Here is a 24903-nt window from a genome sequence, read left to right on the forward strand (position 1 = left end):
TTGCAGGAGCGAGAGGTAGCTTCCTCAGCAGTTGACCGAAATATCAAATACAAAAGACAGCATATAAAGGTACTATTTTTTTCCCATCCTCAAAGCCGAAATTTTTAGCTGAAACCTTAATCGCATAAGCAGGCTTAAAAGTCTCCATATACACCCGTAAGCTCTTAGCCTTCGTGTTGTCTGCTGCCTTAACTTCAATCGGGATAATCTTATAACCGCGCTGAATGATAAAATCAATCTCTGCACCTCGCTCTGACTCCCAATAATACGTTTTATATCCATTGATAGAAAGCTGCACTTCTACATAGTTTTCTGCCATCCCTCCTTTAAAATCGTTTAACTCATCCACCATATAAAGGATGTCATTCGGTGCTAGATTCTTTTTGGCACAAAGCAAGCCAAGATCAGAAACATAGATTTTAAACGCGTCAATATTTCGGTAGTTCTCAAGTGGTTTTTTAATCTGCTCTACCCTGTATATCTGTGAAACAATTCCTGATAATGTTAGCCACTCAATCGCATTTTCAAGCTCTGATGCACGCCCTCCTTTTTTTACTAACTTATACTGGAAGCGAGTATTCTTTCTTGACAATTGAACAGTGATATTATTATAAACAAGCCTTGTTTTTTTTATTTCATTAAGGTTATTATACTTGCTCATATCGTTAAGATAGCTTTCCAAAATAGTGTCCTGGGTATGCCGAATCAAAATATAATCCTTTGTTTCTACAAATTGTGTAACACACTCTGGCATCCCCCCAACAACAAGATATTGGCGATAAAGCTGTATTGCTATATCGTGAAGTGCAGAAGGCATGGGAGTATTGGTTGAAAAACAGTTCCTGATTCGCTCTACTAATTCCTCCTCCCCTAAAGCAAGCATAAATTCCTCTATATCCAATGGGTATAATGTTTTCATATCTACCTTGCCAACAGGAAAAGAAAAACTTTTTCTATTTACCGCCACACCAAGTAGACTTCCTGCCGCAATAATATGATAATCGGGAGCATCCTCACAAAAATACTTTAACGAAGTAAGAGCTCTTTCACAAAGTTGCACTTCATCAAACACGATGAGTGTCTTCTCTCTAATAATCGTTTGTCCAGCAATATGAGACAAAATAGGCACTAGATAGTCGGGGCTAATATCTTCTTCAAAAGTTTCATTTAACTTAGGACTCGTTTCAAAATTAAAATAGGCGACATTTTCATAATGAATACGCCCAAATTCCAAAATAGAATAGGTTTTTCCAACTTGTCTTGCGCCTTGCAAAATGAGAGGCTTTCTATATTTGCTTTCTTTCCAACTCTCTAAATATTCAATTATCTTTCTATACAAAGCGACACCTCCTTCCTAGATAGTATAATTATATTATCTTTCCCCGTAAAAAACCACTATTTTTTTCTTATTTTTACATTAAATTACACGAATAAAAACAAGTTAGCAACACTTTTCCTCGTGAAACTAACTTGTTTTACTATTATTCTCTATTCATTTTGCCATTTTTTCCCTAAATTATAATAGGAGAACGTCCCTTTTGCAAAAATCTTGCCCTCTTCACTTAGGACGGCAACATCATATACCGCTATGTTCTTCCCGTACTTTATTTCCTTGGCCTCACAATATAAAATATCCACGTTCAGTGCCGGCGATAAGAAATGCAAATCTCCAGAAAGGGTCGTCATTCGGTACCCTCTAGAGCTAGAGGCTCCGCCCCCTATCATATCCGCCAAGGTATAAAGGCAACCACCGTGAACCGAACGGAGGGCGTTGTAATGATGCTCTTCCACCTTCATTTCCCCTTTCGCGTACCCCTCTCGCACCTCTGTAGTACGTATGCCTAGAAGCTTCGCAAAAGGGTTATTCCGATAGCGATATTCCTGGATTTCATCAATTGTCATGTCTTTACTCATCGTTTTTCACCTCTTTTTTAGAATCGAAAGCTACTCGTATTCTAACATAAGGTGTTCGCTACTTCAAAAGATATCGACCATTTCCAATCTCCATGGTTTTACCATTCCACCAAATCTCACCTGAAGTATTTGGCGGTAATTTCACTTCCAGTTTCCCACTTTTTTTATCCCAGTCAATACTAATTTCACCATACCGCGACACATAAGATGTCTTCGCCCAGTCAAGGCCACAGTTAATGTCTGGAGCGATTTTAATCTTCCGATACCCGGCCTCCACAGCCTCTAAACCACCTATATGCTTATACATAAACTCACCAACACAACCAAATGCAAAGTGATTATAAGAGGAGTTTGTCCGCGTGCCATCTGGTCTAATTGCTTCCCAATTCTCCCAAATAGTCGTAGCCCCTTTAGTAACCGCATAGAGCCAGGATGGTGATTTTTTTTGAAATAACAGTGTATACGCTAGCTCTTTCTCACCCTCTTCGTATAGTGTTTCTAGCAAAAACGGTACGGATAGGAATCCTGTGTCAAGACAATCGTCATTCTCATGAACTAGGTTGACAAGGTGTCTTACACATGCTTGACGTTTGTGTTCGTCCACAAGTCGCATTCCTAGAGCCAATACATATAAGCCTTGTAAGTCATTGCGCATTCTGCCGTCTGAGCTAATGTACTTTATAGAAAAAGATGTACGGGTTTTTTGATTAAGCGCCAAATAATGTTCCGCCCTTTTCTTTTCTCCTAGCACATTACAGATATCTATCATAATCTCTGTGGTATATGCATACATGGCACTGGCTACTTCCTCTTTCGTTTTCATAGCCGTTTCCATCGGATTCCCAGTAGCTTTCATTATGCTAGGAATCAACCAATCACCAAAGTGAAACCCAGTATCCCACAAGCCCTCTTGTGACACCTTGCTTTCTACATAATCCATCCACCTACACATCATTTGAAAATTATCTTTCAGAACTTCCTTGCTTTGATATGCCTGATAAAGACGATAAGGGACTATTACGCAGGCGTCACCCCACCCCGCTGAGCTAACCTCATCTTGCCCCTCACCATCAATATATTTATTACTATCAATAGCTGGAATTACGTTTGGAATCTGTCCGTCCATCTTCTGCTCTAAACGCATGTCTTTAAGCCACCGTTTAAGAAATGCTAAAACATCCATGTTAAACGTCGCCGTTGGCGCGTATACCTGCATATCACCTGTCCATCCCGCACGCTCTCTTTGTGGACAGTCGGTGGGAACGAACAGCATGTTTCCTTGTTGACTACGATAGATATTTTCTTGTAACTGATTAATATCCTCATTCGAGGTCACGAAACTACCTGTGCGTTCAAGTCCGCCATCAATTACCCATATCTCAAAGTCCTCAGCCTTAGGATCCTTTATCCCTTCCAGTAAAACGTAGCGAAAACCATGAAAAGTAAATTTCGGTTTGTAGGTAATAATCCCTGTTTTATTTGGTAAAATCCTATCCTTTTGATTTTTATGTTGTCCCAGAATATTCTGCTGAAAATTACCATTTTGATCGAGTACTTCGCTGTGTTCAAAGGATATTTCCACCTCTTCCTCGCATGGACCCTCATATCGCGTAAAACCAACAATGTTCGCTCCAGCATCAAGAACAACTTCACCCTTTGGTGTACACAGAATCTCCGGTACAATCTTTTTCACAACCCTTGCTGGTGTTATACTCTGCCCTTGTAAAATATCAAATCCACCGACAGACGCCACTACCTGTTTCCACGAAGAATCATCAAAACCAGTTTTACTGTAACCCGTTAACTCTTTCGCCTGCACATAGTACTCACCCACAAATAAGTCACTGTAACGATAGCCGCCGTAGCTCCACTTAAAAGATTCATCTGTACCCAATAATTCCTTGGTCCCATCGGTATACGTGACTTCTATTTGTAAATAAAAGCTATTTCTTTCTCCGTACTGGTTGCCTACACCCATGAGACCAATCTTGCCAGTATACCAGCCGTCAGCAAGAATAACACCAATACCATGTCTCCCTGGAGTCAGTAATTTAGTCACATCATAAGTCTGATACTCTAGATGTTTGTTATAGGAAGTATACTCCGGCGCAAATAAGTGTGAAACACTCTGCCCATCTATCTGTAAATCATAGATTCCCTTAGCCGTCGCAAAAGCGACCGCGTGTTTTACCTCTTTTTCAATGCCAATCTCTTTTCGAAAATAAACCGGTGAATCTAGCACTTCTTCCGGCTTATCTAGCGACTTAACCGCGCCCGCAAAAATCGCTTCTGCGCTTACACAATCCACAATTTCTTTTCTAGCTTCACCGGTAGATATCCACTTCATCAACCAGCGACTCTCAATATTTCCCGTCTGCCATTTCGCAGTCGTACTACTCGCCTTTTCGCCATAATTATTAATACTTTCAGCTTCCCAAAAATATAACTGACCACTCTTTAGCTTTTCCCCTTGATAAGGAATATCGAAGGTTTTATCGCTTTTGATAAATCCTGTATCCCAGACCATACACTCCTCCAAATACACTCGCAACCGATAAGATACCTGATACGTATCCTGTTGATCAGAATCGAGCTTCCATGAAAACGTCGGCTTTGCATCATCAATACCTTGGGGAAAAGGCATATTATTACATTGCAAATCGTAAATTCTGTACATCTCTATTCCTCTCCTAATTTCCACATCGCTACACAAATGACACCAAGAATTGCTACTCCAGCCGGAATCAATGACCGAGATAAAAGAATTCCTGTAAGTGCTTCTTGAGTTTGTTGGGCATTGGCCACATATCCTGTCGCAGCTAACAAAAAGCTTACCGCTGCACTAGCAAGAGCTTGTCCAACTTTAATTGCAAAGGAATTCATAGAAAAACAAACCCCGTCTGCTCGAATACCTTTCGTACCACTAATATGTGCTGCTGTCTCTGCTAACATAGTGGTAATTGATACCATTAAAAGACCTGTTGCCAGACCGACAATTGCAAAGCACACAAAAACCACGGGAATACTATTTTTACCAGCCATAAAGACAACTACACCTGCTACTATGTTCATCCCGAAACCTACAAAACTAAGCTGTTTAGATGTAACCTTCTTCATAAGTGCCGGTGCTAAAATCGAAGTAATCATCCCTAGTCCCATGCTAATCGCCATATAAAGAGCAATTAGATCCGGTCTACCTAGGTAGTAAATCATATAGTATGTGCCCACCGTCGCCGGTAGAATCATACCGAAGGCACAGCATACCATCGACAAAAGAACCGCAATTAATGGCTTGCACATTACTCGTTTAAAGTTCTTAAATAGATTCGTCTCAACCTCTGCTTCTTGAATATTTACCTCTTTGGTTGAAATAAAGGTAATGACCGCGAAGACAACAGAAATAATGCCTACAATTACCATAAATTTTGGGAAACCAGCCTTTAAATTAGCTGGCTCTGTGCCACCACCTAATTTAATTACCGCATTATATGCCACCGCCGAGGATAAAAATAAGGCTAAGGTAGTAAACGTTCTCGCAACTCCGATTAACTTATTTTTTGTGTTTTGATTGCTTGATAAAGATGGCACCATCGACCAAAGGGGCACGTCATAAGCCGTAAAAATCATCCCCGTAATTGTATATGTTATCGCTGCATATGCCACCTTTCCTGTAGGGCTTAAATCAGGTGCTAGAAAACATAGTACGCAAAAAACAGATAACGGAAGCGCTGCCAGTAGCACATACGGTCTGTATCTCCCAAATCTTGTAACGGGACTTCTATCCGCGATCGCTCCCATCATCGGATCATTAATGGCATCCCATATCTTTGTCAATAAGAAAATCATTCCTGCCGCAGCTGCTGAGATACCAAATACATCTGTATAAAACAATAATAAATAGGATCCCATAACACCCAAAGCAAAGTCTTTTCCCAGGCTTCCCAAACCGTAACCAATAATTTGCAAGCCATTCATGTCTTTCTTTTCCATTTTCATATCCTCCTTGATATCTTTTTTTGAATATAACACACACGTTTTTTTTTGAAATTGGACACGGGGAAGAACTGCATGTGTACTTTGGTAAGATATCAATCACCAGCAATTGTTATTTCCAAAGAATTCTTATATACTGAAAAAAAGGACGGTGAATCTATGAGCCTACGCGCATTCAATCAATATATCGATATGTATTTGAAAGAAAATCCACTCCCTGATGATGCTCATTTTCAAGAGCTCATTCAGGCTAATTTAATTAAGGAAAACGAATCTCTATCCAGTTTTTCCTTGTCTACGTCTGATGACAACATCCTTGTGCAGCTGCATCCTTTTGTGGTAAGTCGCTATGTAGGAATTCATTATCATGACTATTTTGAACTTATCTATATTTCCCGAGGAAGATGTACCCAAACGATAAATGGCGTCTCTAGAGATATGAAAGAAGGGGATTTATGTCTATTAACCCCCAACGATCATCACGCTATCGCCACTAGCCATCCTAGTGATTTACTCTTTAACATTATTATTCGCCCTAGCTTATTTGAAGAATCCTTTTTTTCGCTAATCGCTGAGAACGATGTGATCAGCCGCTTCTTTTTGACGGCTCTTTTTACCCAATCTGCCGAACAATCGTATCTCTACTTTCCAAGGCACGAAAATACGAATTTGGCAAATCACATCCAATCTCTCATAAAAGAATGTTTTGAAAAAAATCTCGGCTACAAAAAATCAATGGAATGTTACCTTGCCCTACTTTTTACAGAACTGACCAGATGCCATAAAGATAGAATTGATAAAGAAAACTATGAAACTATGGGCAACAATCAGCTATCAGAGATCCTGGCCTACATCAACCTCCACAAAAAGGATATTACTCTAAATGCCGTTGCCAAAAAGTTTCATTACCACCCCAAATATCTTTCCGCGCTGATAAAAAAGTACACCAATAAATCTTTTTCTGAATTCCTGCAAGAAGCAAAACTTCATGAAGTCTGTTCCTATCTACGTAACACCACTCTTTCCATCGATGAAATCATTCAAATCATAGGATACTACGACCGCAGTTACTTCAATCGTCTATTTAAAAAAAATTATCATATGACCCCTAGCGAATATCGAGAAAAGGTGAAAAAATAAGCAAGAAAATCTTCAGATTTTCTTGCTTTTCCTTATTCCACCCTCTTAATAACTTTTGCCGGCACACCGCCCACAATCACTCCGCTTGGCACATCCTTTGTAACGACTGCACCTGCTGCCACAATAGCGTTTTCACCGATGGTCACTCCCGAAAGCACAGTCACATTCGCCCCAATCCAAACATTATCCTCAATGTTGATAGGTGCTGGATGAAGGTCTTTGCGCTTATCCGGAGTCATCCCATGGTTTAAAGTAGCTAACACCACATTATGACCAATCAGAACATCATTTCCGATGGTAATTCCCCCTTGATCTTGAAAATGGCAGCCAGAATTAATAAACACTCGCTTTCCTAGAGTAATATTTTTACCATTATCCGTGTAAAAAGGTGGAAACAGAGCAAAAGATTCATCCACCGCCTTACCAGTTAGTTCCGAAAATATCTCTACGATTTCTGCTGGCGTATGATAACTATTATTTAGTTTTGTGTATATTTTGATCGCTTCCTGTGACACTTGGTGCATATAATTATGCACTTCTGAACCACCATTAACAGGCTTTCCTGCGTTAAGGTGATCTAGATATGCCTGTAAATCCATTTGATTTCTCCTCTATTTCTATATATTCATTTACAAAATCCTATCAATATCCCTTGCCCCATATATTAATCTACGAACTTCCATCACGTCGTCAATCACTACATAGTAAACCACATAATTCCTTATATAGATTCGATAATACGGCAAACCACGTTCCCTCACAGATGAGAATGGTTCATAGGCAACAGGATTCTCGAGACGCTCGATTATAGCACTTTCTATATCATCAATTAAACGTACCGCTGCATCCTTGTTTTTCAATACCTCTCCAATATACTCTACACAGGAAAATAAATCCTTTTCAAAAATAGGTAAATATCGAAGCTTATAGGACCTACTTTCCATTCAACGCACTCCTAACATTGCTAAATACAGTTTCGTGAGAAAGCCTTTCCTCAGATATAGCTGCCTGTCTATCTGCTTCATCAAGTTTACGTTCAATGTCATCGACCAAGTTACTATACTCCTCTAAGCTCAAGACTACCATAGTTCCATACCCATTTTTTGTAAGATAAACAGGTTCTCCGCCTTTGACGATATCTTCAATCTCTGGAAATTTGTTCCTCAGATCTGAAACCGGTCTTATTTGTATCATTTAAACACCCCTTTCGTTTATCTGTATTCTATCATTATTTTATCACTTTTTTATCATTTAAACAATATCCCGCCTACAAACTCCGGAAATACTCCGGGCGATAGCTGGCATTTTCCCTTGCCGCTCTTATATCTGCTAACATAAGCTTCCGGTCTTCATTTAAGGTTCCTCGAAGAGAGACGTAGTTGGAGGCGTGATTAGCACGAAAAACCGTCCCCGGCGAATCGATATTCTCAATTAGCAGTTCCAGCTCTGTAAGGATCTCTTCCACATCTAGAAGCTTAAACTCGCCGCTATCTATTTGCGCCTTTAACTGGGTACCCTCTTCAAGCATTAAGGTCAAAAAGCCCACGTAATCTGGTTGCATTTTGCTAATGACTTCGGCGCAACCAAGAGCGTGCTCTTTTAGCCTCTCGCTACCTCCAAGACCAGAGATAAAGGTAACCGAAGTCTGAATTCCCGCTTCTTTAAGTCTTATACCGGCTTCTACTAGTTCGCTAGCGCTTACCCCCTTCTTAACCTGAGCGAGCACCTCTTCATCGCCACTTTCGCAGCCCATATAAACCATTAACAGTCCAGCTTTCCGGAGACGAGTAAGCTCTTCTACCGACTTACCTAGAACATCTGCCGGGGCACCATAGGCACTAACCCGTTCAACTTCCGGAAATAGTTCTTTGATTTTATCAAGAAGCAAAAGTAGGTCTGCCGTCTTAACAATCAAAGCATCGCCATCTGCTAAGAATATTCGTCGGACTTTTGTATTTCGATAGTGGTCTCTAGCCATCTCCAAATCTTGAATCACCTCATCAAGTGCCCTTACACGAAAATTCTTATCTTTGTACATGCTACAAAACGTACACGTATTTCTTGCACATCCCACTGTTAGCTGGATGATTAAGCTTCTCCCTTCGCTTGGTGGGCGGTAGATGGCACCTTCATATCTCATATACTACATACTCCTCTTCTTGCAAACCATTAGATAATACCCTGGTTTTTTTAGTTCTTCCACCTTACACAAGCTACACTTCTGGCAGCTGGCGCAGGCCCTGTCTTTAAAATCGGCAATCGAGCCGTATTCCATAATCAGCTTTATTGTAAGGTCTTTTAGCTCATTTGTATAGTCTACAAAATTCATTACCGCAAATCCATTCTCTTCTAAGAGTCTCGGTAGATCATCCCCTTCCAGGCTGTATAAGTCCGAAAGAATAAGAACCCCCTCAGCCTTTAAGCTTTCTCTTACGTTTCGTAAAATGGAAGCCGGATTCCTACTATCCGATAAAACACACTCCATCAACACCCCATCAAGCTGAGCTTGATAAGCAGATAGACTGGTTGACTCACCTACTTTAATCAGCAACTCTGGATCTAACTTAAGACCTGCAGCAATCATTTCCGGGGAAGCATCAAGACCTTGGACCTCTTCATAACCTGCGTCTCGCAGCCACTTGACTGTCTCGCCGGTGCCACAACCAAGATCGATCATTCTAGCCTTTTTCGTAAGACCGCTTAGTTTAAGCCCCGCCTCTGTTATACGAAAGCCACCTGGGCGAATCGGTCCTCCTGTTAACTCCTTTAAAGGACACACTGTTTCTGCTTTTCGGTAAAGGGGCGTCCCATCCATCGCCGTCAGATTATAGGCGCAGAAAGGCACTAGGTGCCCATCGCTACTGACAATATTGATATAGCACCTAGACAAACGTTCTAAATCCACCGTCCAGACGTCTTGAAAGGCCATGGCAGAAATTGCTAGCGTCTGGTTGTTTCGTTCCTGTAAAAAACGGTCAAGGGCCTCTAACCTAAAGCCCTTTCCGAGGCTAGGTTCACATATATCTTCTCGTTTACTCCACTTATTTGCCACTGCTTCTCTAGCCACATCACTACTGCAACTGCAGCCACAGTCCTGTTCTGGTTTTTTCACCGCCTCCCAGACACCATCCTTGATCCGATAGTCTGCGTTCACAGAACATAAGGGGTGCTCTGCCCGGCCATAGGAAAAATCCGCTGCCGCGACCTGTCCCTTCGTTTGCGCTTCTAGGTGTGCTAGTAATTCCGGTAAACTAATGTGAGCTCTGGCATCGGGTGCCTTCTCATACCGACCAAAGTAGCTAAGCGGTTGGAAGTGCACTCCTTTAACCGTCGGCATCTGGGAGGCTGCAAATTCTAGAATCTCTCCTAAGTGCTCTTCATTGCACCCCCGCATTACGGTGGGCACTAGGACCACCGGTAGCCCTACGGCCCGACAATTTGCTATAGCTGATAGCTTTTCTTTCACAATATCCCGGCCCCGCAATGTAATCACAGCTTCTGTTTGTAGGGAGTCAAACTGCAAGAACACGGTACTTAGTCCCGCTTCTTTAAGCCCTTGCAAATACTCGATATCCTTGCCGATTCGCAGACCATTCGTATTCAGCTGAAAGAACGAAAAGCCTAGCTCCTTCCCCAGCGTAATGATTTGGTCTAAGTCATCGCGCATCGTCGGTTCGCCCCCTGAGAGTTGAATATTAAAAGGGCCTCCGCGCTCTAATAACATCTCGTACCAACCGCGAATCTGCTTTAAAGAGATGGGTTCTTCCTTCCCTGCAGCAGAGGCAAAGCAGGTGGGACAACCTAGGTCACAAGTATCCGTCACTTCTAAAAGGACACAACAAGTAGCCTGTTTGTGATGCTCACACAGGCCACAATCATAGGGACATCCTTTCATTTTTTTATTTGCCGGATTCTTCGGTGGTTGCGGTTCATGAAGCTGCATACGCTCGTTAAAGCTTTGAACGCCGTGCAGGAAGAGGGTTTCGAAGGTGCCGTGATGCGGACACGTTTTTACAAACCAGACTTCTTCGCCTCTGGCTTCATAAGCCGCAGGAACTCTCTTTAAGCAGACGGGACACAAGCTTTTTGTTTGCTGAAGAATTTTACTGTGTTGGGTCAATACCGTGGGCCTCCAATATCTCTATACATTTAAGAAAGGTTTGCTCCATTATCCCTGGACAGACCTTTAAAATTTCCTCTATTTCAAAAGTTACAATGTCCCGGCAATCGAGACTGCCCCACTGAAGGGCGAACCATTCTACTAACTCTGCCCCGCACTCTCGATAGCCGGTGGGCTCGCTTTCCCCTTCCGCTCTTTCAAAGTATGAGGAAAGCATGGCGACGCCGCCAGTTAAGGTTCCACACGTTCGCTGAGCAAACATCCCTCCGCCAAAGGCTCCTAAGGCCCGGATGGTAAAAGGCTCTTCTCTTTCTCGCAGATCTAAAGATAACTGCATCATCACTTGGCTACAATGATAGCCATTTTGAATAAGTTCCATAATGCGTTCGCTTAATTCCACAATTTCCACCTCCTATATTCTCTTGACAACATGATATCATTTTGATATCATAAAAATATAAAATTGTTTACTCTCATAAAGCGAAAGGAGTTGCATATGAATGAAAAAATATTAAACAAGCAAAAAAACGGCATGCTCTGGCTTATCATCTTTACCATACTCTACTTCGTTGCCATTTTAGGTTGTGCCTTTGGTGGCATGATAGTTTCCAAAGGCGGACTTCCCATTTTACTAATTATTAGTATTGTCTGGCTAGCTATCGGCTGGCTCCCCTTCTGTGGCCTAAAAGTAGTTAAACCTCAGGAAGCGTTAGTACTTACCCTTTTCGGAAAGTACATCGGCACTCTTAAAAGCGAAGGTTTTTACTTTGTAAACCCTTTTTGCGTCAGCGTTAACCCAGCCGCTAAGACAAGACTAAGTCAAAGCGGAGACGTAGACGCTAGTGCCCAAAAGGCTTTCTCCTTCACAGTGAAAAACGATGCTACCACTGCAGAGTTAGCCAGTAAGAAAATATCGCTGAAGATTATGACCCTTAATAACAGTCGTCAAAAAATCAATGATTGCCTTGGAAATCCTATCGAAATCGGGATTGCCGTAATGTGGCGCGTAACCGATACCGCTAAGGCTGTCTTTAACGTAGACAACTATAAAGAGTACCTCTCCTTACAATGTGATAGCGCTCTTCGAAATATCGTTCGCCTTTACCCCTACGATGTCGCCACCAATGTTGACACCACCGGCGATGGTGTTGCTGACGATGGTAGTCTTCGCGGTTCTAGTGAAGTGGTAGTTTCAAGAATCCGCGATGAGATTCAGGAAAAAGTAAAAGGTGCCGGAATGGAAATCATCGAAGCGCGGATTACCTATCTAGCTTATGCTCCGGAAATCGCAGCGGCAATGCTACAAAGACAGCAAGCTTCCGCGATCATCGACGCCCGAAAGATGATTGTGGATGGGGCTGTCGGCATGGTAGAGATGGCCCTTTCACAACTTAGCGAAAAGGAAGTAGTGGAACTTGACGAAGAACGTAAAGCGGCAATGGTTTCCAATCTCTTGGTAGTGCTCTGTGGCAATCACGACGCCCAACCGATTGTAAATACCGGAACCTTGTATTAAGCTATGGCTGATACAAAGAAAAAGCAGGTTCCCCTAAGACTTTCGGAGACTCTTTATAACGCCCTTGCCGCGTGGGCTGAAGATGACTTTCGCTCCGTTAATGGACAGATTGAATATTTGCTTACCGAATGCGTCCGCCAACGAAAAAAGGATGGAAAGTACGTTTCCCAGCACTTAGACGAACCGCCAGAACTCGATATTTAGCTTTTCATTTTAAGCCTATCTCGTACCGACGAGGTAGGCTATTTTTTGCGATACCCCTCCTTGCCGCCCGGTAGTTATTCTTGTTCTTTGTTAATCTCACCTTCTAAGATTTGCCCCGTATAGGCGACTGGATCTTTCACCGTCGAATACGGCGGTGAGTAAGCAAGGTCTAAGTGGAACAAATCATCTACTGTCGCTTTGAAAGAAATCGCCGTTACAAAGACATCTAAGCGCTTATCCACGCCTTCGCCGCCAAAGATTTGCACGCCTAACAGTCGCTTCGATTTACGATCCGCCACCCCTTTGATAATCATTTCTTCGCCCCCTAGATAATTCACTTTATTGGGCTTAATGTTATGGCAAACCACTACCTCATAACCAGCTTTCTCTGCTTCTTTTTCCGATAGTCCTGTTAGTCCAATCGTCTTCTCAAAGAGTCTGAAGATTCCCGTTCCGAGAACACCTCTGTAGCTTAAATCGCCACCAGTTACCACCTCGCCGGCAATTCTTCCAGTCTTATTGGCCGTCGTACCAAGTGGGCGATAGACCGGCTTTTCTGTCAGCAGATGAGGCACTTCAATACAATCCCCACAGGCATATACATCTGGTAGATTGGTCATCATCTGGCGATTCACTTTGATGGCTTTCGTCTCTCCTAGCTCTACTCCCATGGCTGCTGCCACCTCAGTATTTGGCCGCACTCCGGTGGAAAGCAGTACAAAATCAGCAGGAATCTCCGTGCCGTCTTCTAAAATCACCGCTGTCCCCGTAATCTCTTTTGCAGAAACTCCTTTATACACCTTCACTTCCTTGGCTTCTAGATACTCTTCTACATAAGTCGCCATATCCACGTCTAACCCAGGCGTCACCGAGGGCAGTCGCTCCACTAAAGTCACCTTTAGCCCTAACGCTTTTAAGCTCTCGCACACCTCTAACCCGATAAAGCCACTTCCTACGATAACCCCTTCTTTAGGGTGACGCTCATCAAGAAAAGACTTGATGCGGTACATGTCTCTAATATTTCGCAAAGTAAATACCTGTTCAAGTTCTGCACCTATTATCGGTGGCATAACTGACCTAGCTCCCGTCGCAAAAATCAATTTATCATAAGTATCCTCGTACTCACGTCCGGTACTTAAGTCCTTAATCTGCAAGCTTTTTGTCTTCCCATCCGCTGCTAATACCTCATGGCGGGTCTTCACCTCAATATTGTACTTTTCCTTAAAGAATTCTGGACCTCTAGGAGTTAACTGCGCTCCGTCCTTTAACTCCCCACCGATAAAATAAGGAATCCCACAACCTGAATAAGAAATGTCTTCATCCTTATCATAGACAATAATCTCTGCTTCTTCGTTATTTCTTCTGGCCTTCGCCGCCGCTGCCGTCCCTGCGGCCACACCACCGATAATTACTATGCGCATATCCGTCCTCCTTCTACTTATCTTCAAGAGATTGCTCCACATGTAACATCCGCCCTCTGGCTAACTCCTCCGGAATATAGACCATCCCACACTTCGGACAGGCTGGTAAGCCTACTGGAAAGGCTGAATCCATATAGCTTAAGGTAACAGATCTAGTCTCTAGAGGTAAGTCACATTTCGCACAGCGCAAATTTACTTCTTCGTCATATTGATAATCTGCCATCACGACCTCCCTTTCGTCAGCGTATCGTCAAGCACAAACTCCATCCGGTGACTGTAGCTATTAAATACTTGATAGCCGGTCCCCTGAGGGAGATACTCTACCCAAAAGGTCACGTTACCGAGGCGGTAATAGGCGGTATAGTGTCCGCTCTCCGGGTCGATCAACCGCTCCTTGGTGGCCTCTGCGTGTCCAATCACTTGACGGATATCACTTTCAAGAATATGCGTCTTTTCTAGCTTATCTGCTAGTTCCTGATTGATGATTAATTCCATTTCTATTTGCTCTTCCACTTCTTCCTCCCACAGCTCCCTTAATAGTTCTATCTTTAACCGGCGCCGATTATCTTGGCGCTCACTATACGTAGGCGGTTCATGACGGGTCTTAGCACTTCCATCATAAAACACTTCCAGTAAATGATACGCTTCCTGACCCTGCATTAAAAAGCGGTCTCGGCAATTGACACAGTATGTAAGTATCGGTAGCTTGTCATCTTCACTTAGCTGCTTGAGAGCTACTTTTGTAATCTTCCCTGCCACCTCTTCGTCTACCACCGGCACCAAGCCGCCATAGCCGCAACAAGGGCTCTCTGCGGATAGGTCCGGCCGTTTCGTAAAATCAATCCCTAAGTGACTAGTCAGTTCGCTCACCACGGCTTTCGTCTTTTCGTCGTGCCGAGAGCCACAAGCGTGATGAAGAACCATCTGCCGGGAACCCTGCCCTCCCGGGCGCCACTCCTTTAATACCTCAAAAAGGCTCTTCGCTGCAATTCCCATCTCCGTCTTTAAAGTCTGCTGACAAGTGGGGCAAGCGGTAATCACCAGGGGCTTTCCTAAGTCTTCCCAGGCCAAGGTAATCTGCTCCTTAACCCTGGCAAACTGCTCTCGTTCACCTGCCCATTTTGCCAGAACGCCGCAACAAGATAGCATCAGACCCACGCCCCCGGGAAGCTCCATTTGCAGGTCCTGATACGTTCTTTTTACTAGGTCTGGTTCGGAAGCCGTTAGCTGACAACCAGGGAAGAAGAGGTACTTAGACGTGGAAAATCCCGGTTGGTGCTTAGCCATAAAATGATTCTCAGACATACTATAATCCATGTCTAGAAGACCGAATTCAAAGGCTGATGGCGGCATCTTTCCCGTTGCCACCATCTTCTCCCTGGCCGCTAAAAAGACTTTACTCATATCCAGACCGTTAGGGCAGATGGCCTCACACTGCTGACAAAGAGCACACGTATTAATCATCTTATTGGCGTGGTGAGTGCCCATAGCGATGGCTAGGTTATTATAAACCTCCCGGACATACTGTCTGGGGTTCTTTCCATATTCCTTTAAAAATCCGCATTTATCCACGCACATCTCACACTTACACTGAAGGCAGCGACTGGCTTCTTGAATCCCTTCTGCCTTTGTATAGCCGGTATCTGCCTCCGGAACTACTTGCGGTTTCTCGGTAACATTTTCGAGATTCGTAAAAAGGGTGGTCTCATAACTGCCTTCTCGTTCTCTACCGGCGCTAACATTCACTCCCTGGAAAAGACGATCCAGGGTCGTCCCAGCTCTGCGACCAGCGAATATCTCATAGACACTCCCGGGCGGCAAATTCGCATCCTCTTTTGTATCGATGACCAGCTTATCTTCACTTCCCGCAAGGGTAAGCGCCGTCGTGGCCACGTAGACGCCGTCAAAGTCTTCTCTCAGACTTTGAACGTTCGTAATTTCCGTATTCATTTCTAGCTTTACCTTTAAGCTAGTTAAAATCTTCATTTCACTTTCAAACACTTCTAAAGGTAGCTCTGTAGGTACGCCCTTTAAAAGCTTACCACCAAGGGTACCGGTTTTCTCAAAAAGCGTAACAGGATACCCTTTTTTAGCAAGGTAATGGGCCGCGCTTAGGCCTTTTAAGGACCCGCCGATAATCGCCACCTTTTTCCCCTTCTTCGGGATAAAAAGAGGCGCTTTCTCTGGTTTTCCTTCTGTCTTTGCCAGCATTTTTTCAAGCTCTGACATAAGTAGCGCTCCGCCAAAATCCTTTCTAAGACAGACCTTCTCACAAGGTGCTGGGCAAGTATAGGCCAGAATCAAAGCGAAAGGCGCTTGCTTCTGGTATAGCTTAAAGGCTCCTAAGGTGTCTCCACTACTGATTAGACGACAAATTTCCCGGCCATCGATATGAAGGGGACAAGTGCTCGCACAAGCCGCTGGTTCTTCCGCCGTACACAAGGCTTCCACTTGGTGAAGCACTTCTTGACTCGTAATATTTTCTAGGTTAATAGTATCCATTTTTGACATATCTACCACCTCTTAGCGATAAAGGGGCACCCATCTACTGGCACCCCTTTTCTCTATATCATACCGTATTCTTATTTGTTTGCCAATGCTTCTAAGACTTTATCTGGCTTCGCGGGAATCGCCGTAATTCTGGCGCCACAGGCCTGATAAATGGCATTTAGGATAGCTGGGTGAGGCGCCGTTAGTGGGCCTTCGCCAACACCTGATGCACCATAAGGTCCGCTTTCTCTAGGGGTCTCTACGTACTCAATCGTAAAGTTATCTGGCACATCTGCAATATAAGGAAGTCCACAGCCAGCTAGAGTGGTATGCTTTTCCAAATCCTCAAAGTCTTCTGTTAAAGCAAGACCAATGCCTTGAGCAATACCACCGTAGATTTGACCATCGGTCGTCGCCTTATTGATAACCGTACCGATATCCGCTACTGTATGGAAGCTAATCACTCTTACCTTACCGGTCTTCGTATTGACTTCCACCTCTGGCATAAAGAGCTCATACATGTAATTCGAGAATGGAGCTCCTTGGGCCGTCTCCATATCACAGTTACTACACATACTGGCTGCCCATTTACCCACGTAATGAGTAGGAATCTCTTTCGCTACCATTTCGTCATAAGTATAATAGGTGCCGTCCCCTTTATCCATCGCCTTTAGTAGAAGCTCTGCTCCTACGCGAATCGCATTTCCGGTAATAACGTTAGATCGGCTACCACCGGCTGGTCCTGAATTTGGCGTAATCGCCGTATCGTTCATCACCAGCTTAATATCCTCTGGTCTGACACCGGCTTTTCTTAAGGTTTCATGAGCCATGGTAAGGGCGCCTAGATCAGCTCCTTGTCCGTGATCTTCCCAACTAGAACCCACTAGCACTTTATTATCCGGCAACAGTTCCACAAAGGCTTCGGAAGAATCCACGCCGTCAAGGCCACAGCCGTATACTCCCAGACTTAAGCCCACGCCGTATTTAAGCTCTTCGCTACCTTCATTCTTTTTCTTACAGTTTTCTACAGCCTCGTAGTATTTTGGCTTAATCTTATCCATCATCTCTGGCAAGCTAAACACCTCTGGCACCTGACCGGTGATATTGGTACAGCCTGGACGATAGACGTTCTTATAGCGGAATTCAAAAGGATCCATATTACAAGCTTCCGCAGCAATATCCATTAAGACCTCGCTGGATACTTGGATTTCCGGTGCCCCGTATCCTCTAAAGGCTGAACCCCAAGCGTGGTTCGTACAGACAGTAACGTTCTCCGTGCTAATATTCGGAATATCGTAGCCAGCTCCGTGGTACTGAGCCAGTCTTAAGGTTAATAGATCGCCAAACTCTGAATAAGCCCCGTGGTCTAAGATATTTTTACCCCGCATACCTTGAATCTTACCCTCTGCGTCCATGGCTAATTCTAAGTGAGCAAAGGTCGGGCTTCTCTTACCGGTATACGTAATCATTTGATACATATCGTACACTAAGCTAACGGGACGGTTATCACAGGCGAGACAAGCAACGCCTAAGAGGCCTTCCATAGTCGGACTGAATTTGTAGCCGAAGGTACCGCCTGCTGGATTTTGAATGATTCTAAGCTTATCCATGGTTACGCCGATTCCCTCTGCTACCATGGCCGCATGGAGATGAATACCGATGGATTTCGAATGAATCGTCAGTCGTCCTTCCTCGTCAATATAGGCCTGACCACAGTCGGGCTCAAGAGGCAAGTGGGGCTGACGGCTACAATACCCGTCTACTTCTGCTATCGTGGCCGCTTTCTCGAATATTTCATCCATCTTCTCATATTCGCCCTTTTTATTATTAATCTGGAAGTATACATTAGGCGTACCCGGATGAATCTCGATGGCATCATCAGCCATAGCATCCAGAGCATTCATATAAGCTGGTAGCGGTTCAATGTCGACCACCACTTTGGCGGCTGCCGCTTTTGCTTGTTCTACCGTATCGGCGGCTACAATGGCAATTACATCACCAAACTGGAAGACCTTCTCGTCACAGAGAATCGGTCGGTCCCAGCCATCCCCTTTATTAGAGGGATACGTAATTAACCCGTTAATCCGGTTCTTTCCTTTTACGTCTTTATGGGTGATTACCTTATACACCCCTGGCATCTTTTCGGCTTCGGCATAATCTATGCTCTTAATCAAACCGTGAGAGATTTTGGCTTGAACTAAGCCTAGATGCAAGCTTCCTGTGGGCATACTAAGAGACATATCTGCGCCGAAGTTCCAGGTTCCCGTTACCTTCGCCACCCCTGATGGGCGGTGATAATATGTACCCGTAATCTTGTTATCCGTCGGCGTAAATAGTAAATCCTCTTTCTTCATCTCGCCTCGCATAACTTTAGCGGCGTCCATAACCGCGTTAACGAGAGGCTTATAGCCAGTACAGCGACACGCGTTGCGATTCTTCCCAAACCAATCTCGCACGTCCTCTCTGGTGGGTGATTCATTCTCTCGCAGCAGCTGCAGGGCACTCATAATAAAACCAGGGCTACAGAAGCCACACTGGGCACAGCCGTGAGCCATCCAGGCCAGCTGTAAAGGATGCAAATCCTCTGGCGTGCCGATGCCTTCAATGGTCTCGACAACCGCATTATCAGGAATATTTTTCATCTTCCTGGTACAAGCCCGTACCACTTTCCCGTCAAGGATAATCGAGCAGGCGCCACACTGACCGTTGCCACAGCCTACCTTACACCCCGTTAAGTGCATCTGGGCTCGGAGCACATCGGAGAGTAAACTCTCGCCGTCAGTGATAACCGTCTGGGCTATCCCATTTACCATTAGTACTCGTTTGTTCATACACAACCTCCTTTTTACCATTTTTATGCTATACTAAACGTAAACATGTAAGAGATCACATAGCGAGGTGAATATCATGAAAGATACCCATTCTGTAAAAGAAATGGCCAGAGAAATGGCCACCCTACTTAAAGACCAAGCAGCAGATTCTAAAGAACTCTCCCAGTTAACGAGAGAACTCTTCGATGAAATCACCGATTTAATTAAGGAAGAACAACCAGAGGCTACTCACCTTTTAGCCCCCAATGCCGTTGTGGAAATTATCGACCAGGATAGCCACGTCCTCTACCGCCGCTACTTAGAACTAGCCTTTGAGGAAACCGGCAATGGTCTGCGGCTAATGGGTGATGATATGGCGGGAAATCCAGCCGGAATCGTCTTCTTAAGCAACTCTGCTCTCGCCCAGATGAAGGACCTTCAAGGATCTGGTCCCGATAAACCGCGGTGCAATCATTAAAATTGATTTCTCAGCCTTTAATTATCTGAAATCTCTTTTCTCTTAATAATTATATCAGACTACTTAGCGTATTTCGATTTGTTTTTACATAACATTCGCTACCTTTAGGAGGACATATATGCTTGGTGCATTCATTATCGCCATCGATAACAAGACCAGAGAAAATCAGTACCACCCCCTCACCGAAGTAGGGGGTATTTCTGCCCTCAAGCACCTAGTTATCACTTTGCAAAAAAGTGAAATCTCCCCCATTATCATCGTCTCAAAAGAAAAGGTCGAGTGGGAAAATCACTTAATGAAAATGGGGGTTCTCTGCCTAGGGCCAGATGACCGGGACCCTGCGACCAAAGACTATTATCACGAGGCTCTCGCCCTTTTGCACACATCTTGTAGCCATGCGCTTTTAACCACCACTGACTACCCCCTATTTGGGGTAGAAACCATTAAGGCCCTACAAGAAGCCGAGGAAGCACCGGTGCTTCCCGCTTATCAAAGCACTTCTGGCTTTCCCCTTTACGTAGCGACCAAAGACTTACTAAAAATTTACGAAAGCGGCGAAGCCGGCACTCTTGAGGCTTTTTTGCACGGACTTACAAAAGACGTCCGCTTAGTGCCAGTTAACGACTCTGGTGTGATCGCCAACCTAGGCGCCTCTAAGCAGTGGCAAGAGCTTTTAGACCAGCATCGCCACACGGATTTTCGGCCTGTCACTAAGCTGATGATCGCTAAAGATTCCCCTTGCTTCGGGCCAGGAACGTATCAGCTTCTAGAGGCCATCGACACCTGTCACTCGGTTAGAAACGCCTGCCGACTAATCGGCCTTTCCTATAGTAAGGGCTGGCGCATGATCCACGAAATGGAAGAAGCCATCGGCCTAACAATGGTTGCCCGTAAAAAAGGCGGCGATGGCGGCGGCCAGGCTGCCCTCACCCCCAAAGGCCGACTACTACTAGAGCGCTACGCTCTCTATGTAAAAAGCTGTAACGAGGCCATCGAGGAAATATTCGACCAACAGTATTCTCGGCTCATGGAGGATCTAACAAACTATGAAGAATCAGCAGATTAAGGCCGCTCTAGAAGTGGCCCGCTACGCTCACAATCACAGCCCCTTCTACCGGGAACATCTAGCGGGTAAAAACCTAGAAGACTTTGAAACCCTGCCTTTTCTAACAGGGGCTCTTCTAAGGGAGCAGGGAGAACGCCTGCTGGCTACTAGCCTAGGGGAAGTGGCTCGTATTCGCACCTTTTCCACCTCTGGCAGCACCGGTTCACCCAAAAGAATCTTTCACGGAAATGATGACTTGGAACGGACCATCGCCTTCTTCGGCGAAGGCATGAAAAGGATTACCCCCGAAGGCAGTACGGTCTTTATTCTCATGTCGGATGCGAAGCCCGGTAGTATCGCCTCTCTCCTTAAAGAGGGGCTTTCTCGTTATCACCGCCAAGGGTTCATCCATGGTCGTCCCCAGCAACTAGAAGAAACAATTGCGGCACTAACAGCTGCCGACTGTCTCGTAGGCATGCCTGCCGACGTCTATTATTTATGTAAAAAAGCACCAGAGCTAAAAATTCCTTACGTGCTCTTAAGTGCCGATTACGTTGCTTCCGGGATTATTCGTACCCTTGAAGAGCTTTGGCAGGCCAAAGTCTACACTCATTACGGGCTGACGGAAACCTGTTACGGCTTAGCGGTACAGTGTCCCAAGCGCCGAGGCATGCACCTGCGAAGCGATGACTTCTACCTTGAAATCATCAATCCGGTGACTGAGCGCCTCTTACCTTTCGGCGAAGTGGGGGAAATCGTCCTTACGTCTTTGCAAAAATCGGTGATGCCACTAATTCGCTACCGGACAGGTGATCTAGGAAAACTCTCTGATACGCCTTGTCCTTGCGGCTACATAGGCCCTTCTTTAGAGGGCGTCTACGGACGCGCAGAGAATCGCAAAAGCCCCATAAACATCCACCGCTTAGACGACCTAATCTTGGCCGAAAAAGAGGTGTTTGCTTATGAGGCAACGTTAGCTGAGAATAAATTGTTGTTAACCATCGAAGGTGAGATCGACCTGGACAGGCTAGCGTCACGCCTTCCTCTCCCTGTAGAGGTCAGGCACACCGTCTGTCCCCCCTGGGAATCCTCTGGGAAACGCTCCCTTCACTTTCGGTAGCGCTCCTGAATCAGTTGACCGGCAATACTAATGGCGATTTCTGCCGGAGTTTTCGCGCCGATATCAAGACCAATTGGCGTCGTAATCCGCGCAAGAGATTCCTCGGTAAAACCCATTTCCTGAAGGCGGGCGAAGACACCTGCCTTCTTTTTTCGGCTTCCGATTACCCCGATATAACGAGCCCTGGTTCTAAGGGCTTCTGCGAGCACCCGTTGATCATCCTTGTGCCCCCTGGTCATAATCACCACATAGTCATCTGCCTGAATCTGCACCTTCCCAAGGGGCGCTTCCTGATTGATTAAAATGGTCTCTGTCGCCAAAGGAAATAACTCTGGCTGCGTAAACTCTTCCCGGTCATCAAGGACGATACAGGAAAAATCAAGGGGAGAGAGCACCGGTACTAAAGCCTGGGAAACGTGACCGCCGCCAAAAATATAGACTCGCTCACTGGCCTTTATTTCTTCGATATAATAGCCCTCATATGCCGCTAATTCTTCTTGCCTTTTAAGAAGACGCATCTCCCCACGAGAGCCCTTCTTCGTCTCTACCGCTAACCAGCCGCGCCTGCGCTCTTCGTAGAGCGCTTCGATTTCGGTACACAGCTTCAGAAAGCTCTCATCTGTACCAGCAATATACTTTTCATAGACGGTCACATCACCGCCACAAATCATTCCTAAATCCTGAATTTCATTTTGCTTTAGCTGATAGTAGGAGAGCTGGGACTGCTTCTTCGCTAAAACACTGAGGGCCGTCTGCTCGCTGACGTGCTCCACCTGACCGCCGCCAATAGTCCCTAGTACCCGGCCTGCTTTTGTCACTAGCATCTTCGCGCCCATCCCTCTAGGAGTCGAGCCACTACTACTAACAATCGTTACCAGCACCACATCTTCCCCTTGTTCTAGATATTCTTTTATACATGCAAATAGTTCTCTCATTTCTCCGCCTCCGAATATAAACAAAGGACATTCACTGGGGAGATTCCCAGCTCTTCTGGCATCTCTCCAGGAAAGCGGTCCTTTGGTATGCGCCACCATAAGTCTTTTGACTGAGGGTTTTGGTCTACGTATTTAAACTGAATAATCCACTCAAAAGGCTCCTCCATCATCCCCGTTTGCTGAACTGAGTAACGATTGGACTTGACTTTGGGTCCAAAATAGTGGGCCCGAATACCGATGGCCTGCAAATCTTCCCTAACGGCTTCTTTCGTCTCTAGGCGAATTCCCCACTCAGGGACTTCCACTTCATAGTCCGAGCACTTCTTCGCCGCTGCAATATTCTTACAACCGGTAATCAAAGCGCCGGTAATCGTCTCGGGGCTGGCAAACACTTCCTTGGTTCCTTTATGCGTGAGAATCTTTCCCTCGCCCATCAGCGCCATCTGCTCACACATGTGATACCCTTCGTTGCGATTATGAGTTACCATCAGCACCGGCCTGGCATATTCTCGCAAAAGCGCCTTTACCTCTATTTGCAGCTTACTGCTTAAATGGGCATCAAGGGCCGAGAAAGGCTCATCCAGTAGTAATAGTTTTGGCTGATTTACCAGAATCCGGGCTAGCGCCACTCTTTGCTGCTGACCACCGGATAGCTGATTTACCTTTTGCTTCTCCAGTCCCTGTAGCTGTAGAAGTTCTGCTACCTCTAGGAGGCGTTTCTGCTTCTCCGCCTTGTCCTTAAGGTGATGCAGGCCACAGAGGATGTTCTTCTCCACGTTCATATTGGGAAAGAGGGCATAATTTTGAAAAAGATACCCCACTCTTCGCTTCTGAGGCGGTAGATTAATCTTCTTCTCGCTATCAAAAAGGGTGACGCCATCTAGGACAATCCGCCCAGTATCTGGCGTCTCTATGCCAGCGATGCACCTAAGGGTCATGCTTTTGCCACAGCCAGAGGGTCCTAAAATACCAGTAATCCCTTCCTTTGTCTGGATATCCACTCTTAAATGAAAGGAGCCTACCTTTTTTTCAATCTTAACTTCTAACACTTTGCCCGCCTCCAATCGTTTTGTCCCTTTTCCATAATATTAACAATCAAAAGGACCACCGCCGAGATGGCCAGATTAAGCAGGACCCATTTGGTGGCGCCGGCGTTGTCGCCGGTGCGCCAAAGCTGATAAACGGTGGTGGAAATCGTCGCCGTCTTTCCCGGGGTATATCCTACCAGCATACTGGTCGCCCCGTACTCTCCTAGCGCTCTAGCAAAGGCTAAGACCGAGCCCGCGATAATTCCTTGGCGACAGTAAGGCATCCGAATCCGCCAAAAGATATAGGTATTCGATAAACCAAGAGTCTGCCCGGAATAACTAAGGGTCTCATCAAAGCTTTCAAACGCCCCTCTGGCCGTTCGGTACATCAGCGGAAAGGCTACCACTGAGGCCGTAATTACGCCGCCTTGCCAAGTCATCACAAACTGAATACCCTGCTCTTTTAAAAGCTGTCCCAAGGGTCTATTAACCCCCAAAAGCAATAATAGAAAATACCCCACCACTGTAGGGGGAAGCACCAAGGGGAGGGTCAGAATTACATCCAACACCCCCTTGATGATTTTTGGCAACTTCGCAATATAGTATGCGGCAAATATTCCTAAAAAAAATACGATTACACTACTAAGCAGCGCAATTCGCAAAGAATTTCCTAACGGAAACCAGTCCAT

General features: G+C 45.0%; 23 protein-coding genes. 6 read left to right on the top strand and 17 right to left on the bottom strand.

Annotation, left to right across the window (positions count from 1 at the left end):
• Window positions 1-43: 43 nt before the first annotated feature.
• The 4 genes from NHH16_RS05080 to NHH16_RS05095 form a co-directional block, all read right to left on the bottom strand.
• Window positions 44-1339 carry an ATP-binding protein gene (locus NHH16_RS05080; protein WP_262068505.1) on the bottom strand — a complete coding sequence of 432 codons (1296 nt, stop codon included), beginning with the start codon at window positions 1337-1339 and terminating at the stop codon, window positions 44-46.
• Between the two features lie 149 nt (window positions 1340-1488).
• Window positions 1489-1914, bottom strand: coding sequence for a PaaI family thioesterase (locus NHH16_RS05085; RefSeq protein WP_262068506.1), 426 nt, complete (start codon window positions 1912-1914; stop codon window positions 1489-1491).
• A 58-nt stretch (window positions 1915-1972) separates the two neighbouring features.
• Entirely contained in the window at window positions 1973-4591 is a 2619-nt protein-coding gene (locus NHH16_RS05090; RefSeq protein WP_262068507.1) for a glycoside hydrolase family 78 protein, read from the bottom strand.
• 2 nt (window positions 4592-4593) lie between these two features.
• On the bottom strand, window positions 4594-5904 hold the full coding sequence (locus NHH16_RS05095) for an MFS transporter (RefSeq protein ID WP_262068508.1): 1311 nt from the start codon (window positions 5902-5904) through the stop codon (window positions 4594-4596).
• Between the two features lie 162 nt (window positions 5905-6066).
• Here NHH16_RS05095 and NHH16_RS05100 point away from each other — a divergent pair, with 162 nt between their 5' ends.
• Window positions 6067-7047, top strand: coding sequence for an AraC family transcriptional regulator (locus tag NHH16_RS05100; protein WP_262068509.1), 981 nt, complete (start codon window positions 6067-6069; stop codon window positions 7045-7047).
• A gap of 32 nt (window positions 7048-7079) precedes the next feature.
• Here NHH16_RS05100 and NHH16_RS05105 read toward each other — a convergent pair whose 3' ends face one another.
• The 6 genes from NHH16_RS05105 to NHH16_RS05130 form a co-directional block, all read right to left on the bottom strand.
• The gene (locus NHH16_RS05105; RefSeq protein ID WP_262068510.1) at window positions 7080-7646 is read right to left on the bottom strand and encodes a DapH/DapD/GlmU-related protein; all 567 of its coding nucleotides are present in this window, start codon (window positions 7644-7646) and stop codon (window positions 7080-7082) included.
• 30 nt (window positions 7647-7676) lie between these two features.
• A complete protein-coding gene (locus tag NHH16_RS05110) occupies window positions 7677-7991 on the bottom strand; it encodes a type II toxin-antitoxin system RelE/ParE family toxin (protein ID WP_262068511.1) in 315 nt (104 codons plus the stop codon).
• On the bottom strand, window positions 7981-8241 hold the full coding sequence (locus NHH16_RS05115) for a type II toxin-antitoxin system Phd/YefM family antitoxin (protein WP_262068512.1): 261 nt from the start codon (window positions 8239-8241) through the stop codon (window positions 7981-7983). The genes NHH16_RS05110 and NHH16_RS05115 overlap by 11 nt, the downstream gene beginning before the upstream one ends.
• A gap of 73 nt (window positions 8242-8314) precedes the next feature.
• Window positions 8315-9187 (bottom strand): radical SAM protein, encoded by an 873-nt coding sequence (locus tag NHH16_RS05120; RefSeq protein WP_262068513.1) that lies wholly within the window; start codon window positions 9185-9187, stop codon window positions 8315-8317.
• Window positions 9188-9190: 3 nt separating this feature from the next.
• On the bottom strand, window positions 9191-11167 hold the full coding sequence (gene trsS, locus NHH16_RS05125) for a radical SAM (seleno)protein TrsS (RefSeq protein ID WP_262068514.1): 1977 nt from the start codon (window positions 11165-11167) through the stop codon (window positions 9191-9193).
• On the bottom strand, window positions 11151-11567 hold the full coding sequence (locus tag NHH16_RS05130; protein WP_262068515.1) for a DVU_1555 family C-GCAxxG-C-C protein: 417 nt from the start codon (window positions 11565-11567) through the stop codon (window positions 11151-11153). Before NHH16_RS05130 ends, trsS begins: the two co-directional genes overlap by 17 nt.
• 96 nt (window positions 11568-11663) lie before the next feature.
• Between NHH16_RS05130 and NHH16_RS05135 the strand changes: the two genes are divergently transcribed.
• Window positions 11664-12683, top strand: coding sequence for an SPFH domain-containing protein (locus tag NHH16_RS05135; protein ID WP_262068516.1), 1020 nt, complete (start codon window positions 11664-11666; stop codon window positions 12681-12683).
• 3 nt (window positions 12684-12686) lie between these two features.
• Window positions 12687-12887 carry a type II toxin-antitoxin system antitoxin gene (locus tag NHH16_RS05140; protein WP_262068517.1) on the top strand — a complete coding sequence of 67 codons (201 nt, stop codon included), beginning with the start codon at window positions 12687-12689 and terminating at the stop codon, window positions 12885-12887.
• Window positions 12888-12961: 74 nt separating this feature from the next.
• Here NHH16_RS05140 and NHH16_RS05145 read toward each other — a convergent pair whose 3' ends face one another.
• The 4 genes from NHH16_RS05145 to NHH16_RS05160 all read right to left on the bottom strand — a co-directional run bounded on the left by NHH16_RS05145 (window position 12962) and on the right by NHH16_RS05160 (window position 19629).
• Window positions 12962-14308, bottom strand: coding sequence for an FAD-dependent oxidoreductase (locus NHH16_RS05145; protein ID WP_262068518.1), 1347 nt, complete (start codon window positions 14306-14308; stop codon window positions 12962-12964).
• Window positions 14309-14321: 13 nt separating this feature from the next.
• Window positions 14322-14531 (bottom strand): DVU_1557 family redox protein, encoded by a 210-nt coding sequence (locus NHH16_RS05150; protein ID WP_262068519.1) that lies wholly within the window; start codon window positions 14529-14531, stop codon window positions 14322-14324.
• Complete coding sequence (locus tag NHH16_RS05155; RefSeq protein WP_262068520.1) at window positions 14531-16819, bottom strand: pyridine nucleotide-disulfide oxidoreductase/dicluster-binding protein; 2289 nt, start codon at window positions 16817-16819, stop codon at window positions 14531-14533. Before NHH16_RS05155 ends, NHH16_RS05150 begins: the two co-directional genes overlap by 1 nt.
• Before the next feature lie 71 nt (window positions 16820-16890).
• On the bottom strand, window positions 16891-19629 hold the full coding sequence (locus NHH16_RS05160; RefSeq protein ID WP_262068521.1) for a molybdopterin-dependent aldehyde oxidoreductase: 2739 nt from the start codon (window positions 19627-19629) through the stop codon (window positions 16891-16893).
• Window positions 19630-19705: 76 nt separating this feature from the next.
• Between NHH16_RS05160 and NHH16_RS05165 the strand changes: the two genes are divergently transcribed.
• From NHH16_RS05165 to NHH16_RS05175, 3 genes are all read left to right on the top strand, one after another.
• Window positions 19706-20086 (top strand): hypothetical protein, encoded by a 381-nt coding sequence (locus NHH16_RS05165; protein ID WP_262068522.1) that lies wholly within the window; start codon window positions 19706-19708, stop codon window positions 20084-20086.
• Window positions 20087-20204: 118 nt separating this feature from the next.
• Window positions 20205-21152: a winged helix-turn-helix domain-containing protein gene (locus tag NHH16_RS05170; RefSeq protein ID WP_262068523.1), complete on the top strand. Its 948-nt coding sequence runs from the start codon at window positions 20205-20207 to the stop codon at window positions 21150-21152.
• Window positions 21133-22251, top strand: a complete 1119-nt coding sequence (locus NHH16_RS05175) for a DVU_1553 family AMP-dependent CoA ligase (protein ID WP_262068524.1) — start codon at window positions 21133-21135, stop codon at window positions 22249-22251. The genes NHH16_RS05170 and NHH16_RS05175 overlap by 20 nt, the downstream gene beginning before the upstream one ends.
• On the opposite strand, the gene xdhC is transcribed toward NHH16_RS05175, so the two are convergent.
• From xdhC to modB, 3 genes are read right to left on the bottom strand one after another with little or no spacing between them, the layout of a single operon-like run.
• Window positions 22239-23186, bottom strand: a complete 948-nt coding sequence (xdhC, locus tag NHH16_RS05180; protein WP_262068525.1) for a xanthine dehydrogenase accessory protein XdhC — start codon at window positions 23184-23186, stop codon at window positions 22239-22241. The two genes, NHH16_RS05175 and xdhC, sit on opposite strands and share 13 nt — an antisense overlap.
• Window positions 23183-24235, bottom strand: coding sequence for a sulfate/molybdate ABC transporter ATP-binding protein (locus tag NHH16_RS05185; RefSeq protein WP_262068526.1), 1053 nt, complete (start codon window positions 24233-24235; stop codon window positions 23183-23185). The genes xdhC and NHH16_RS05185 overlap by 4 nt, the downstream gene beginning before the upstream one ends.
• The gene (gene modB, locus NHH16_RS05190; protein WP_262068527.1) at window positions 24229-24903 is read right to left on the bottom strand and encodes a molybdate ABC transporter permease subunit; all 675 of its coding nucleotides are present in this window, start codon (window positions 24901-24903) and stop codon (window positions 24229-24231) included. Before modB ends, NHH16_RS05185 begins: the two co-directional genes overlap by 7 nt.

Origin of the sequence: Ohessyouella blattaphilus, assembly GCF_024721265.1 — a bacterium.
Lineage (GTDB): Bacteria > Bacillota > Clostridia > Lachnospirales > Lachnospiraceae > Aequitasia > Aequitasia blattaphilus_A.